Source organism: Streptomyces sp. NPDC029674, from assembly GCF_044903205.1.
GTDB lineage: Bacteria > Actinomycetota > Actinomycetes > Streptomycetales > Streptomycetaceae > Streptomyces.
Genome location: NZ_JBJDPY010000016.1, coordinates 136,056 through 150,168 on the forward strand (window position 1 = coordinate 136,056; position 14,113 = coordinate 150,168).

A 14,113-nucleotide genomic window follows, 5' to 3' on the forward strand; every position below is an offset into this window, starting at 1 on the left:
GCAAGGGGAGTGCGACCGGGGCTGCTCAGGACTTCCCGAACTCGCTGGAGATGAGGTCGAAGATGTCGTCCGCGCTCGCCGCCTCCAGATCGGCATGGGCGGAGTCGGCCTCCGGTCCGTCCTGGGCCGGGCTCCACTTGGAGACCAGCACCTGCAGCCGGCCCACGATGCGACGCCGGGCCGCCTCGTCCACCTCGGCCGCGCCGAACGTCGTGTCCCACTTGTCGAGCGCGGCGAGCACGTCGCCCTCGCCGGCGGCCCCGGCGCCGTCGCCGAGCTGTCCGCGCAGGTGTGTGGCGAGCGCCTCGGACGTGGGATGGTCGAAGATCACGGTGGCGGGCAGCGAGAGACCGGTCGTGGTGTTGAGCTGGTTGCGCAGCTGGACCGCGGTCAGCGAGTCGAAGCCCAGCTCCTGGAACGGTTTCGCCGCGGGAATGTCCTCCACCGTGCGGCCGAGCGTCGCGGCGGCGTACGTCCGCACGTGCTGGACCAGGAAGCCGAGCCGCTGGGACGCGGGCGTCTTCGCCAGCTCCGCACGGAACGCGCTGGTCTCGGCGGCGGACCCGGCCTGCTGCTCGGCCTCCCGCTGGTTCTCCGGTAGGTCGTCGAGGAACGGGCTGGGCCGCTGGGCGGTGAACGTCGGCGTGAACTTCGCCCAGTCGAAGTTCGCCACGGTCAGCGTGGCGTCGCCCGCGCCGACCGCCTGGTGCAGTGCCTTGACACACAGGTCGGGGCTGATCGGAAGCAGACCGAACCGCTTGAAGTACGTCAGTGACTCCGGGTCCGCGGACATGCCCGCCTCGGCCCAGGGGCCCCAGGCGATGGAGGTGGCGGGCAGGCCCTGGGAGCGGCGGTGCTCGGCGAGGGCGTCGAGGAAGTGGTTGGCCGCGCCGTAGGCGCCCTGCTGGCCGCTGCCCCACACCCCGGCGCCGGACGAGAACATCACGAACGCCGACAGATCCAGCTCCCGCGTCAGCTCGTGCAGGGTCCAGGCCGCGTCGGACTTGGATCCCAGCACTTGGTTCAGGCGCGCGGTCGTCAGATCGCCGATCGAGGTGAGGTCGGTCATGCCCGCCGCGTGCACGACGGCCGTGAGGGGATGTTCGGACGGTATCCCGTCCAGCAGGCCGCGGAGTTGGCAGCGATCACTGACGTCGCAGGCGGTGATGGTGACGGCCGCGCCCAACTCCCGCAACTCGCACGCGAGTTCCTGCGCGCCGGGTGCGTCGGGACCGCGACGGCTGGTGAGGTGCAGGTGCGGGGCGCCCCGACGGGCGAGCCAGCGCGCCAGGACGGCACCGATGCCACCGGTTCCGCCGGTGATGAGGGTGGTGCCGCGTGGCCGCCAGGCGTCTTCGGTGTTCAGGGGAGTCGGGGCGTCGGCGGCGGCGTGGGTGAGGCGTCGGCTGTGGGTTCCGGTGGGGCGGATGGCGGTCTGGTCCTCGTCCTGGGGGAGGAGGGCGGCGGCGAGGCGGGGGAGGGTGTGGCGGTCGATGCGGGCGGGGAGGTCGACGAGCCCCGCCCACAGGCGCGGGTGTTCGAGGGCGGCGACGCGTCCGAGCCCCCAGACGTGGGCCTGGAGGGGGTGGGTGAGGGGGTCGGTGGCGCCCGTGGAGACGGCACCCTGGGTGACCGTGTGCAGGGGCGCGGTCGTGCCGTTGTCGCCGAGGGCCTGGATGAGGGCGGTCGTCGCGGCGAGACCCGCCGGCACGGCCGGGTGCTCGGGGTGCGGCTCCTCGTCGAGCGCCAGCAGGTTGACGATCCCGGCAAGACCGGCCGTGTCCACCGCGGCCAGCGCCTCGCGCCCGGCCCGCCCGGTCTCGACCGCATGCAGGCGGACAGCGGCCGCCCCATGCTCGCTCAACGCGTCGGCCGTGGCGCGTACGGCGGGGTGCTCCACCTTGTCCGCGGGGACGAACAACAGCCAGTCTCCGCCCAGTTCCGCCACCGGCCCGTCAGGCCGGTGCTTCCACGTGACGCGGTACCGCCAGGAGTCGATGGTCGCCTGCTCCCGGTGCCGCCGCCGCCAGCCCTGAAGCACGGGCAGCGCGGGCTCCAGCGCCCGGACCGCCTCCTCGCTGCCCTCCTCCGACCCCAACGTCTCGGCAAGCAGCCCGAGATCGAGCTCCTCGACGGCCTGCCACAGTCGCGCCTCGGCCGCCCCCTGCACACCGGCGACGGCACGCGGCGCGGACGTGGAAGGGTCGAGCCAGTAGTGCTGGTGCTGGAAGGCGTAGGTGGGGAGGTCGACGGTACGGGGGGTGGGGTCGGCCGGGAACCAGCGCCGCCAGTCGACCTCGGCACCGGCGGTGAAGGCATGGGCTGCGGCTCGGGTGAGCTGGAGGGCGTCGCCGTGGTCGCGGCGGAGGGTGGGGACGACGGTGGCGGAGACGTCGGCCTGCTCGATGGTCTCTTCCATGCCGAGGTTGAGGACGGGGTGGGGGCTGGCCTCGATGAACAGGCGGTATCCGTCGGCCAGCAGCGCTTCGATGGTGTCGGCGAAGCGGACGGGTTGGCGGAGATTGGTCACCCAGTAGTCGGTGTCCAGCGCCGTCGTATCCGTCAGTCGCTCGGCGGTGACCGTGGAGTAGAACGCCACGTCCGTGGCAACGGGTCGGATGCCGGCCAGGCGGTCGGTGAGGAGATCGTGCAGCTGGTCGATCTGGGGGCCGTGGGAGGCGTAACCCACGTCGATGACCCGGGCGCGCAGACCACGCGCCTCCGCATCCGCCACCACTGCGGCGACATGCTCCGGCGGCCCAGAAATGACCCTGGAAGAGGGCCCGTTGACGGCCGCCACGCATACACCCGGCCGGTCCCCGATGAGCTCGGCGGCCTGCTCGGCTCCGGTGCCCAGCGAGGCCATGTCACCGTGCCCTTGCAGCTGCCGGAGCGCGTCACTGCGTACCGCTACGATCCGCGCCGCATCCTCCAGCGACAACGCGCCCGCGACACACGCGGCGGCCATCTCACCCTGTGAGTGTCCGACCACGGCGGCCGGGGTGATCCCGTAATCAGCCCACACAGCAGCCAGCGACACCATCACCGCCCACAGCACGGGCTGGACGACCTCGACACGGGACAGTTCGGAACCGCCCCCGCGCAGAACCTCCGTCAACGACCAGTCCACGTACGCCGACAGAGCACGCTCACACTCAGCAATCCGCTCCGAGAACACCGGCGACTCATCCAGCAGCTGGGCACCCATACCCACCCACTGCGACCCCTGCCCCGGAAACACCAACACCGGCCCCGCACCCACATCACCGGCAACCCCGGACACCACGTCCGCCGAAGCCGCACCAGAGCCCGCAGCCAGCGCGCCGAGGCCAGCGGTCAGCGCATCCCGATCACGCCCCACCACAACGCCCCGGTGCTCGAACACCGACCGCGTCGTGGCCAGCGACCAACCCACCTCGGGCACGGCCACATCCGCGTCCCCGGCCACGAACTCACCGAGCCGCCGCGCCTGTTCACGCAACGCGTCCGGTGTTCGCCCGGACACCACCCACGGCACCACCCCACCCGGCTGAGCGGCCACCGGAACGGGAGCCTCCCCAGGCGGTTCTTCCGGTGCCTCCTCCAGGATCAGGTGCGCGTTCGTCCCGGAGAAGCCGAACGACGACACACCGGCCCGGCGCGGGCGCTCGCCGCGAGGCCACTTCACCGGGTCGGTGAGCAGGCGCAGCCCGCTGCCGTCCCACTCCACGTGGGGCGAGGGCGCGTCGACGTGCAGGATGGCGGGCAGCAGGTCGTTCCGCAGGGCCAGGACCATCTTGATGACGCCGGCCACGCCCGCGGCGATCTGCGTGTGGCCGATGTTGGATTTCACCGCTCCGACCCACAGCGGCCGGTCCGCGGGGCGTTCCTGGCCGTAGGCGGAGATAAGGGCCCCGGCTTCGATGGGGTCGCCGAGCGTCGTGCCGGTGCCGTGCGCCTCCACGGCGTCGATGTCCTCGGGGGTGAGGCGGGCGTTGGCGAGGGCGGCGCGGATGACGCGTTCCTGGGAGGGGCCGTTGGGGGCGGTCAGGCCGTTGCTCGCGCCGTCCTGGTTGACGGCGGAGCCGCGAATCACCGCGAGTACCTTGTGGCCGTTGCGGCGCGCGTCGGAGAGGCGCTCCAGGAGGACCACGCCCGTGCCCTCGGCCATGCCCATGCCGTCGCTGCTCGCCGAGAACGGCTTGCAGCGGCCGTCGGGTGCCAGGCCGCGCAGTTCGCTGAAGCCGATGAGCGGGGCGGGCGACGACATCACGTACGTACCGCCCGCCAGGGCCAGCGAGCACTCCTGCGTGCGCAGCGCCTGGGCGGCGAGGTGCAGGGAGACGAGCGACGAGGAGCACGCGGTGTCGACCGTCACCGCTGGGCCTTCGAGGCCGAGGGTGTAGGCGACGCGTCCGGAGGTGACGCTGCCGGAGTTGCCGATGGTGAAGTACCCGGCGGTGCCCTCGGGGACCTCGGAGGCGCCGAGGGCGTAGTCGAGTCCGTCACAGCCGATGAAGGTGCTGGTGTCGCTGGAGCGGAGGGTGAGCGGGTCGATGCCGGCGCGTTCGATGGCCTCCCACGCCGTCTCCAGGGCGAGCCGCTGCTGCGGCGCCATCGCCGCGGCCTCGGTCGGCCCGATGCCGAAGAAGGTGGGGTCGAAGTCACCGGCGTCGTAGACGAAGCCGCCCTCGCGGACGTAACTGGTGCCGGTGCTCTCGGGATCGGGGTCGTAGAGGGAGTCGAGGTCCCAGTTGCGGTTGCCGGGCAGGGGTGCCACGGCGTCGCCGCCCGTGGAGATCAGCTCCCAGAACTCTTCGGGAGACCGGACCCCGCCGGGCAGCCGGCAGGCCATGCCGATGACCGCGATCGGCTCGTGGCCCGCCGACTCGACGTCCTGCAGCCGGCGTTCCGTCTGGCGCAGGTCCGCGGTGACACGCTTGAGGTATTCAAGAAGCTTCTCTTCGGTGTGCGCCATCCCGGTGACAACCGCCCCTCTCCGCGAGAACGGCAGAACCCCGGGGGCCCCGCCGGACCGCAGACTCGTCGACGCCGCTAAAGCCCTCCTAATACTTGGCTGTGTACGCCGCGCCGCCGGGACTCCTCGGCACTGGTCGGGGCGTCGGAGGGTCCGCGGGCGAAGCAGGAGCCTCTTAGGGACGCTTAAGCGGTGCCTGCCAGGGTGTGGGCCGATGTCAGGCCGTCACGCCCTGATCAGCGGCGTCGCCCCGTGCCGTGCCCGTGCGGCCGGCGGGCCTGACCGTCGGTCCGGACCAACGCGAAGCGAGGCATCGTGTCCATCACGGATAGCAAGCCGGCCGCCACACTCCCCGACCTGGTCGACCCGTCCTTCTGGGCGCGGCCGCACGAGGAACGCGTGGCACTGTTCGAGGAGATGCGCGGGCTGCCGCATCCGGCGTTCATCCGGCAGAACATGCCCGGCGTGCCCTGGACGTTCGGCTACCACGCGCTGGTCAAGTACGCGGACATCGTGGAGGTGAGCCGCAGGCCGCAGGACTTCTCCTCGAACGGCGCGACCACGATCATCGGCCTGCCGCCCGAGCTGGACGAGTACTACGGCTCGATGATCAACATGGACAACCCGGACCACTCCCGGCTGCGCCGCATCGTCTCGCGCTCCTTCGGCCGCAACATGATCCCCGAGTTCGAAGCCGTGGCGACCCGCACCGCCCGCCGCATCATCGACGAGCTGATCGCGCGGGGACCCGGCGACTTCATCAGGCCGGTCGCCGCGGAGATGCCCATCGCCGTGCTCAGCGACATGATGGGCATTCCGGAGTCGGATTACGACTTCCTCTTCGACCGGTCCAACACGATCGTGGGGCCCCTCGACCCGGACTACGTGCCCGACCGGGCGGACTCCGAGCGCGCGGTGATCGAGGCGTCGCGCGAACTCGGCGACTACATCGCGGGCCTCCGTGCGGAACGGCTCGCCGCCCCCGGCGACGACCTGATCACCAAGCTGGTCAAAGTGCAGGCGGACGGCGAGCAGTTGACGCGTCAGGAGCTCGTCTCGTTCTTCATCCTGCTCGTCATCGCCGGGATGGAGACGACCCGCAACGCCATCTCGCACGCCCTGGTGCTGCTGACCGAGCACCCCGAGCAGAAGCAGCTGCTGCTCTCGGACTTCGACACGTACGCGCCGGGCGCGGTGGAGGAGATCCTCCGGGTCTCCACGCCCATCAACTGGATGCGCCGCGTCGCCACCCGCGACTGCGACATGAACGGCCACAGGTTCCGCAGGGGCGACCGGATGTTCCTGTTCTACTGGTCGGGCAACCGCGACGAGGCCGTCTTCCCCGACCCGTACCGGTTCGACATCACGCGCGGAACGAACGCGCACGTCACGTTCGGCGCGGTGGGCCCCCACGTCTGTCTCGGGGCCCACCTCGCCCGGATGGAGATCACCGTCCTGTACCGGGAGCTCCTCGCGGCGCTGCCCCAGATCCACGCCGTGGGGCAGCCCCGCAGGCTGGACTCCAGCTTCATCGAAGGCATCAAGCACTTGCACTGCGCCTTCTGAGCCTTCTCACACTGCTGAGCACGAGCGCCTCGTCCTGCGCACATACGCTTCCCTCTGCGCAAGTGCGCCGCACGACGCTCCGGTCAGCGACCGGACATGACGAGGGGCGGGGCCGGAGACATCAGGTGCATGTCACCCGTGAGTATGGCCCGCTGCAGATCCTGGAGCGGGCGCCCGGGCTCGAGCCCCAGCTCGTCGTTGAGCGTCTTGCGCACCGACTGGTACACCTTCAGCGCGTCCGCCTGCCGCTCGGAGCGGTAGAGCGCCAGCATGAGCTGGCGGTAGAACGCCTCGCACATCGGGTTCTCCGCGGTGAGGGCGTACAGCATGCCCACGGCCTCGCGGTGCCGGCCGAGCTGGAGCTGGCACTCGACCAGCATCTCCTGGCACTCCAGGCGGATCTCGCTCAGCCAGGTCGAGAAGCCGTCGATGATCGGGCCGTTGGCGCCAGGACCGTTCCCGCCCTGCCCGAGGATCGGCCCGCGCCACAGCGCGAGCGCCCGGCCGAAACAGGAAGCCGCCTCCTCGAAGCGGTCCTCCCTGAGCAACGCCCGCCCCGCGTCGACCAGTTCGGGGAACTCCTGGGCGTCGATCTCGTCGTCGTCCTTCTTGCGCAGGACGTACCCCGGCGCCCGGGTCTCCACCGGGTTGCCGGGCGAGCCCGGCACCTTCAGGAACTTGCGGAGCTGGGATATGTACACGTGTAGCCCCGCAGTCGCGCGCCGGGGCAGATCCTCGCCCCAGATCTCCCGCATCAGCTGCTCCAGCGAGACCAGCTGGTCGGCGCGGATGAGGAGCACGGTGAGGACGATCTCCACCTTCTGGGCGTTGATGGTGGCGTAGTTGTTTCCGTCCTTGATGCGGAGTGGGCCCAGCATTTCGTATCTCACCGAGCGTTCCCCCTTGCCGTCACGGGCTGCTGCGCACCGTCCGCCAGGGCTTTGGAGATGACGTCCGCGACGCCCCGCTGGTGCGTGTTCAGATAGAAGTGGCCCCCGGAGAAGACCTTGAGGTCGAAGGGCCCGTCCGTGTGCTGCCGCCAGGCTTCCACGTCGTCCACCGGGGCCTGCGGGTCCCGGTCGCCCACCAGGGCGGTGACCGGGCAGGCCAGCGGAGGCGACGGATTCCACCGGTACAGCTCGACCGCCCGGTAGTCGTTGCGGACGACCGGGATGATCTCCGCGAGCAGCTCCTCGTCGTCCAGGAACCGAGGGTCCGTGCCGCCGGCCCGGCGCAGCTCGGCGACCAGCTCGGCGTCGTTCAGGAGGTGTACGGTGCCGGGCCGGAAGCGCGACGGTGCCCGGCGTCCCGAGACGAACAGCCGGCAGGGCTCCTTGCCCGTACGCCTGCCGAGCCGCTGTGCGACTTCGTAGGCGAGGACGGCACCCATGCTGTGGCCGAAGAAGGCCAACGGGCGGTCGTCGAACGGGCCGAGCGCCTCGGTGATGAGATCGGCGAGCTCGGGGACGTCGTCCACGAGCCGCTCTCTGCGGCGGTCCTGCCGTCCGGGGTACTGGACCGCGAGGACTTCGGTTTCGGGCAGGAGGGTGGGGGATTGCGCGAGGGGGTGGTAGTAGGAGGCCGAGCCGCCCGCGTGGGGGAAGCAGACCAGGCGGACAGCGGCTTCCGGCCGGGGCCGAAAGCGACGTATCCAGGGGTCCGACATATCGGGTGGGGGGGAGGCAGACAAGATCTTTCCCTTCGCCAGGATCGCTGACAACGGTGTCGCCGCATCACATAGCCGGTCCTGATCATGCGCAGCTCGAAGTTTAAAGGGCAACGTCGCTAACGCGGCAGCGGGGCGGAATAAGACATTCCCTATCGTTTATGAAGGGATTCTCGCTCGAGCCGATCACGGCTCGCAAGGCGGGGTAAATTTCAATATGAATGCTTAACAACGCCCCCCTTGGCCGGGTGCTCTCGCGGCGGCAAGCCCCCCTCCGGCCAGGGATGATGGTCCCCCGGCCGCCGCAGTCGCCGCCCTCCCGTGATCGCGGCGGTCTTTGCGGGATTATTACGCTGTGCTGGTTTGATGCCCTGCCCCGGCCCTGGCCTGCGCCACTTCTCGACCCTTCTCCCATACAGGGTAAAAGATCCGCTGTCTCCACGCGGCCGGCGGGCGGGCTCGCCCGGACTCCGATTGTGGCTTGTTGTTTTCTTGCGGTGCCGGCCGGTCGGGAGCGGTCTTGATTTTGCCGCCGCGCGGCGTCCGGGGCCCGGAGGCTCCGGCGGTGGCTGGCCGGATCCGGCCGCGTGTGAATCCGCGGCAGCTGGCCACTCGCTCTACAGGCTCCGGAGACGGGGTTGTCACCTTTTGGGGTGACTGTGCCCCGTCCGAGGTGTCCTGCCCCATGGCGCATCCGCGATCGTCGTGCCATGGGGGGAAGTGCGGAGGCGCAAGCCGGCCGCGCGGGCCGGACCTGCCACCGAAGGAGCACGGAACGATGAGCGAGAGCACGGCGTGGCTGACGCGGGACGTCCGCAAGGCACGCAAGCAGGGCCCCGACGGGACCGCGCGGCGCCGAGCCGACCGACTGGCGGACCTGGTCGCCTACGCACGCTCGGCGTCGCCGTACTACCGGGAGCTCTACCGGGACCTGCCCGAGCGGATCGAGGACTCCGCGCTGCTGCCGGTCACGGACAAGAAGCAGCTGATGGACCGCTTCGACGACTGGGCGACGGACCGTGACATCACCCTGGAGAAGGTCCGCGCGTTCACCGACGACCCCGACCTGATCGGCCGGCGCTTCCTCGGCCGCTATCTGGTGGCCACCACGTCCGGCACCAGCGGCAGGCGCGGCCTGTTCGTGCTCGACGACCGGTACATGAACGTGTCCTCCGCCGTGACCTCCCGTGCGCTCGCCTCCTGGCTGGGCCCCCTCGGCGTCGCCCGGGCCGTCGTCCACGGCGGCCGGTTCGCCCAACTCGTCGCCACCGAGGGACACTACGTCGGCTTCGCCGGATACTCCCGCCTGCTCCAGGAGGGCGGGGCACGCAGCAAACTGATCCGGGCCTTCTCCGTGCACGAACCGATGTCACGCCTGGTCGCCCGACTCAACGAGTACCGCCCGTCGTTCCTCATCGGCTACACCAGCACGATCATGCTGCTCACCGCCGAACAGGAAGCGGGCCGGCTGCACATCGACCCGGTGCTGATCGAGCCCGCGGGCGAGACGATGACCCAGAGCGACACCGACCGCATCGCGGCGGCCTTCGGCGCCAAGGTGCGCACGATGTACAGCGCGACGGAGTGCACCTACCTCAGCCACGGCTGCGCCGAGGGCTGGTACCACGTCAACGACGACTGGGCCGTGCTCGAACCGGTCGACGCCGACCACCGGCCCACCCCGCCGGGGGAGTTCTCGCACACGGTCCTGATCACCAACCTCGCCAACCGCGTACAGCCGTTCCTCCGCTACGACTTGGGGGACAGCGTCATGCTCCGCCCCGACCCCTGCCCCTGCGGCACCCCGACGCCCGCGATCCGCGTCCAGGGCAGGGCGGGCGACATCCTCACCTTCCCCTCCGGCCGCGGCGAGGACATCAGCCTCGCCCCGCTCGCCTTCAGCAGCCTCTTCGACCGCATGCCCGGAGTCGAGCTCTTCCAGATCGAGCAGACCGCGCCGTCGACCCTGCGGGTCCGCGTGGCCGCGTCTCCCGGCGCCGACGCGGACCGCGTGTGGCAGCAAGCCCACGACGGCCTGACCCGTCTCCTCGCCGACAACAAGCTCGACAACGTGACCGTCGAACGGGGCGAGGAGCCGCCGCGGCAGACGTCCGGCGGCAAGCACCGGACGATCATCCCGCTCGCGGACTGAGCGGGACTGAGCGGGACTGAGCCGGTCTGAGCTGATTGAGCCGGACTCGCCGCGTGGGCGCGCCTACTGCGCGTATGCGCGCAGGGGCGGCTCCTCCTTGGCCCACGGCTGGCTGTGGATCAGCAGCTCCACCGGGGAGTTCAGCAGTCCGGGCAGGGCGTTGACGGCCTCCTCGCTGTTGAGCGGCATGACCGGCTTGAGGCAGTGCGCGCCGTCGACGCGGCTCGTGTCGGCGGGGCCGGGGTGCTCGATGGCGTCGGCGACCAGGTCGTAGGTGACCTGGTCGACGACCATGGCGATGTGGGTGGGCCACGGCCGCCCCGGGCAGACGTCCTGGACGCCGACCCGGTGGGCGCCCGGCAGCGACGGCGCCGTGCCGTCCGCCACCACCGACTCGTCGGCGTACGAGAAGATCGTGGTGTACGAAGGACCGGCGGGCATGGGCGTGCCGCCGGCGGCGAGCGCCTTCGACCAGTTCGAGTCGCGGGCGAACTGCAGGACCGAGGCCGGGCAGCCCGCGACCTCGGCGATCGGCCGGCACGGGCTCGCCAGCCGGGTCCCCTGGAACGGGGAGCCCAAGGTCACCATGTCGTCGACCTTCCCCAGCAGATCCGGCCAGAAGCGCAGAGCCCAGGCCGTGAGCAGCCCGCCCTGGCTGTGCCCGACGAGGTCGACCTTGCGGCCGGTGGCCTCCTCAATCGCGCGGGTCGCGTACACCACGTACTCGACGGACTCCTGCATGTCGCGCAGCCCGCGCCCGGGCGAATCCACCCAGCAGGACTGGTAGCCCTTCTTCTTCAGCTCGGCCATGTAGTTCCAGGCGTAGTTCTCCTCGCCCTTCAGGCCGGTCCCGGGGACGAAGAGGACGGTCGGCTTGTCGCCGGCTTCCCGCATGTCCGCCAGGTCCGTCCCACAGTGCAGAGCCTTGGCGAGCTCGGCCGCCGGGAGCTCCAGCGGCGGCGAGGGATCGGCGGCCGCCCGGGCTCCGGAGACCGGAACGGCGGTCAGGGCCAGCACGACCGCGGCGACGCCGCCGAGCCATGAGGGTAAGCGCACAGTGACCTCCACAGAGAGAGTGACGGCTCCCTCCAGAGGGAGCCCCTCATCGTGATCCGACGTCACGCTGGACGTCAACAACCCCAGGTTGCACATCAGTTGACGGTGGCATGCTGGTGAAGCGACCGGATGATTGGACATCCCGGGGAGGCGTCTGGCATGGTCGCCCGTCCGTCCCCCTCCAGAACCGAAGGGTTCCAGAACCGAAGGGAGAGCCACGATCACGATGATCGAAGTGAGCACGCGCAGCATGAAGGAAGCGGCTGCCGCGGAGCAGCTCCGCGCGGAGACCACGACACTGGACATTCCGAAGGGCTTCGACCTGTATACGGCCGAGGAGATCGCGGAGTGGCTCGACGGCGTCGAGGACGACCCCGGAGTCTCCGACGCCGACTTCTACGCGGCCCAGCAGGCGGTACGGCGGGTCCTCGGCACCGACGGCGCCTGACCCGCGAGGCCCGCACCCGTCGCCGGCGCCGGCCCTACGTGTGCAGCGCCCCGTCCTCCTCCACATGCCCCTCCGGCTCCAGCTGGATCGTCGAGTGGGCCACGTCGAAGTGACCCCCGACACACCGCTGGAGGCGGCCCAGGAGCTCCCCGTACGCGTCCGTCCCGCCCGCGAGGGCCGCGTCCGTGACCACCACGTGGGCGGTGAGCACCGGCATCCCCGAGGTGACCGTCCAGCCGTGCAGGTCGTGCACGGCGACCACGCCCCGCTCGGCCAGCAGATGCCGGCGCACCTCGCCGAGGTCGACGTCCTGCGGGGTCGCCTCCAGCAGGACGTGTACGGAGTCCCGCAGCAGCCCGTACGCGCGCGGCACGATCAGCAGGCCGATCACGATCGACGCGATGGGGTCGGCGGCCTGCCACCCCGTGAGCAGGATGACGAGGCCGCCCACGATCACCGCGACCGAGCCGAGCGCGTCCCCCAGGACCTCCAGGTACGCGCCCCGCAGGTTGAGGCTCTTCTCCTTGGCGTCCCGCAGCAGCCACAGGCCCACCAGATTGGCGGCGAGCCCGCCCACCGCGACCACGAACATCAGGCCGCCCTTGACCTCCACCGGCTCGCTGAACCGGCCGATCGCCGACCACAGGACCCAGCAGAAGATGGCCACCAGGAGCAGCGCGTTGAGGACCGCGGAGAAGATCTCCACCCGGTAGAACCCGAAGGTGCGCCGCGGTGTCGGTGCCCGCTGGGCGAGGGTGATGGCGCCGAGCGCGAGTGACACGCCGACCGCGTCGGTCAGGCTGTGCGCGGCGTCGGCGAGCAGCGCGAGGCTGCCGGACAGGAGCGCGCCGACCACCTGGATGACGGTGATCGAGCCGCTGATGCCGATGGTCCACAGCAGCCGGTTGCGGTACGTCCCGCTGAGAGTGCCGCCCGCCGCCCCGGCGGACGGGCCGTGGTCGTGCCCCATGCCCGCGAGTGGAACACGCGGTCCGGGAGGCCGCCACCGAGCGGTCGGCCACTCGGCTCAGCCCGGCGGCGTCCCGGGGGTCTCAGTGGAGCTGCGAGGGTACCGACGCGTCGCGGTCGCGCTGGTGCGGGATGCCGAGCGGCGGCGGCAGCTCGCCCTGCTGCACCCGGACCGTGCGCACGGGGGCGGGAACCCGGATGCCCTCGGCGCGGTAGCGCTGGTGCAGGCGCTTGATGAACTCGTGCTTGATGCGGTACTGGTCGCTGAACTCGCCGACGCCGAGGATCACCGTGAAGCTGATCCGCGAGTCGCCGAAGGTGTGGAAGCGGATCGCCGCCTCGTGGTCGGGGACCGCGCCGGTGATGTCGGCCATCACCTCGTCCACGACCTCGGTCGTCACCTTCTCGACGTGCTCCAGGTCGCTGTCGTAGCTGACCCCGACCTGCACCATGATCGACAGCTCCTGCTCGGGGCGGCTGTAGTTGGTCATGTTGGTGCCGGCGAGCTTCGCGTTGGGGATGATGACGAGGTTGTTGGAGAGCTGGCGGACCGTGGTGTTGCGCCAGTTGATGTCGACGACGTAGCCCTCCTCGCCGCTGCTGAGCTGGATGTAGTCGCCGGGCTGCACGGTCTTCGCGGCGAGGATGTGCACGCCCGCGAAGAGGTTGGCGAGCGTGTCCTGGAGCGCGAGGGCGACCGCAAGGCCTCCCACGCCGAGCGCGGTGAGCAGCGGCGCGATGGAGATGCCGAGGGTCTGCAGGACGATGAGGAAGCCCATCGCGAGGACCACGACACGCGTGATGTTCACGAAGATGGTGGCCGACCCGGCCACTCCGGAGCGGGACTGCGCCACGGCCTTGACCAGGCCGGTGGCGATCCGGGCCGCGGTGAGGGTGGCGGCGAAGATGAGCAGCGCGGTCAGCGTCATGGTGACGTTGCGTCCGGTGCGCGGCGTCAGCGGCAGCGCGCCCGCGGCGGCGGCGAGCCCTGCGGTGATGGCCGCGCACGGGACGAGGGTGCGCAGGGCGTCGACGATGACGTCGTCACCGCTCCACCGGGTCCTGCTCGCCCGTTCGCCCAGCCATTTCAGGAGGGTGCGCAGGAGCAGCCCGGCGACGATGCCGGCGACGACCGCGATCCCGGCCGCGATCCAGTCGTGCAGTGTGAGCGCTCGGGTCATCAGTTCGCTCCCGTCGTTCGGGGGGAGTGCGCCTGGGTGGGGCGTATGTGATGTGACGTCACCTTGTGATACCTGCTTGGTTCCGGGGAGTGCGGTCACGCCGGGACGGGGGCTCGGT

9 protein-coding genes are annotated in these 14,113 nt (G+C 70.8%); 3 read left to right on the plus strand and 6 right to left on the minus strand.

What is annotated here, in order from left to right; genetic code table 11:
- Positions 1-25: 25 nt before the first annotated feature.
- Positions 26-4,957 carry a type I polyketide synthase gene (locus ACI2L3_RS31650; protein ID WP_404755831.1) on the minus strand — a complete coding sequence of 1,644 codons (4,932 nt, stop codon included), beginning with the start codon at positions 4,955-4,957 and terminating at the stop codon, positions 26-28.
- A gap of 315 nt (positions 4,958-5,272) precedes the next feature.
- On the opposite strand from ACI2L3_RS31650, the gene ACI2L3_RS31655 reads away from it, so the two are divergent.
- Positions 5,273-6,523 carry a cytochrome P450 gene (locus tag ACI2L3_RS31655; RefSeq protein WP_404755832.1) on the plus strand — a complete coding sequence of 417 codons (1,251 nt, stop codon included), beginning with the start codon at positions 5,273-5,275 and terminating at the stop codon, positions 6,521-6,523.
- A gap of 83 nt (positions 6,524-6,606) precedes the next feature.
- Here the strand turns inward: ACI2L3_RS31655 and ACI2L3_RS31660 are convergent, their stop codons facing one another.
- Both ACI2L3_RS31660 and ACI2L3_RS31665 read right to left on the minus strand, forming a co-directional pair.
- Complete coding sequence (locus tag ACI2L3_RS31660; protein WP_404755833.1) at positions 6,607-7,401, minus strand: BTAD domain-containing putative transcriptional regulator; 795 nt, start codon at positions 7,399-7,401, stop codon at positions 6,607-6,609.
- A gap of 8 nt (positions 7,402-7,409) precedes the next feature.
- Complete coding sequence (locus tag ACI2L3_RS31665) at positions 7,410-8,213, minus strand: thioesterase II family protein (protein ID WP_404755834.1); 804 nt, start codon at positions 8,211-8,213, stop codon at positions 7,410-7,412.
- 754 nt (positions 8,214-8,967) lie between these two features.
- Between ACI2L3_RS31665 and ACI2L3_RS31670 the strand changes: the two genes are divergently transcribed.
- On the plus strand, positions 8,968-10,341 hold the full coding sequence (locus tag ACI2L3_RS31670) for a phenylacetate--CoA ligase family protein (RefSeq protein WP_404755835.1): 1,374 nt from the start codon (positions 8,968-8,970) through the stop codon (positions 10,339-10,341).
- 63 nt (positions 10,342-10,404) lie between these two features.
- Here the strand turns inward: ACI2L3_RS31670 and ACI2L3_RS31675 are convergent, their stop codons facing one another.
- Positions 10,405-11,397: an esterase/lipase family protein gene (locus ACI2L3_RS31675; protein WP_404755836.1), complete on the minus strand. Its 993-nt coding sequence runs from the start codon at positions 11,395-11,397 to the stop codon at positions 10,405-10,407.
- A 235-nt stretch (positions 11,398-11,632) separates the two neighbouring features.
- Between ACI2L3_RS31675 and ACI2L3_RS31680 the strand changes: the two genes are divergently transcribed.
- Positions 11,633-11,845: a hypothetical protein gene (locus tag ACI2L3_RS31680; protein ID WP_404755837.1), complete on the plus strand. Its 213-nt coding sequence runs from the start codon at positions 11,633-11,635 to the stop codon at positions 11,843-11,845.
- 34 nt (positions 11,846-11,879) lie between these two features.
- On the opposite strand, the gene ACI2L3_RS31685 is transcribed toward ACI2L3_RS31680, so the two are convergent.
- On the minus strand, positions 11,880-12,815 hold the full coding sequence (locus ACI2L3_RS31685) for a cation diffusion facilitator family transporter (RefSeq protein WP_404755838.1): 936 nt from the start codon (positions 12,813-12,815) through the stop codon (positions 11,880-11,882).
- Between the two features lie 82 nt (positions 12,816-12,897).
- Positions 12,898-13,995 (minus strand): mechanosensitive ion channel family protein, encoded by a 1,098-nt coding sequence (locus ACI2L3_RS31690; RefSeq protein ID WP_404755839.1) that lies wholly within the window; start codon positions 13,993-13,995, stop codon positions 12,898-12,900.
- Between the last annotated feature and the right edge of the window lie 118 nt (positions 13,996-14,113).

Coding starts and splice junctions, on each gene's coding strand:
- ACI2L3_RS31685 (WP_404755838.1), bottom strand. CDS start 12,815: ATGGGGCACGACCACGGCCCGTCCGCCGGGGCGGCGGGCGGCACTCTC.
- ACI2L3_RS31690 (WP_404755839.1), bottom strand. CDS start 13,995: ATGACCCGAGCGCTCACACTGCACGACTGGATCGCGGCCGGGATCGCG.
- ACI2L3_RS31660 (WP_404755833.1), bottom strand. CDS start 7,401: ATGCTGGGCCCACTCCGCATCAAGGACGGAAACAACTACGCCACCATC.
- ACI2L3_RS31670 (WP_404755835.1), top strand. CDS start 8,968: ATGAGCGAGAGCACGGCGTGGCTGACGCGGGACGTCCGCAAGGCACGC.
- ACI2L3_RS31650 (WP_404755831.1), bottom strand. CDS start 4,957: ATGGCGCACACCGAAGAGAAGCTTCTTGAATACCTCAAGCGTGTCACC.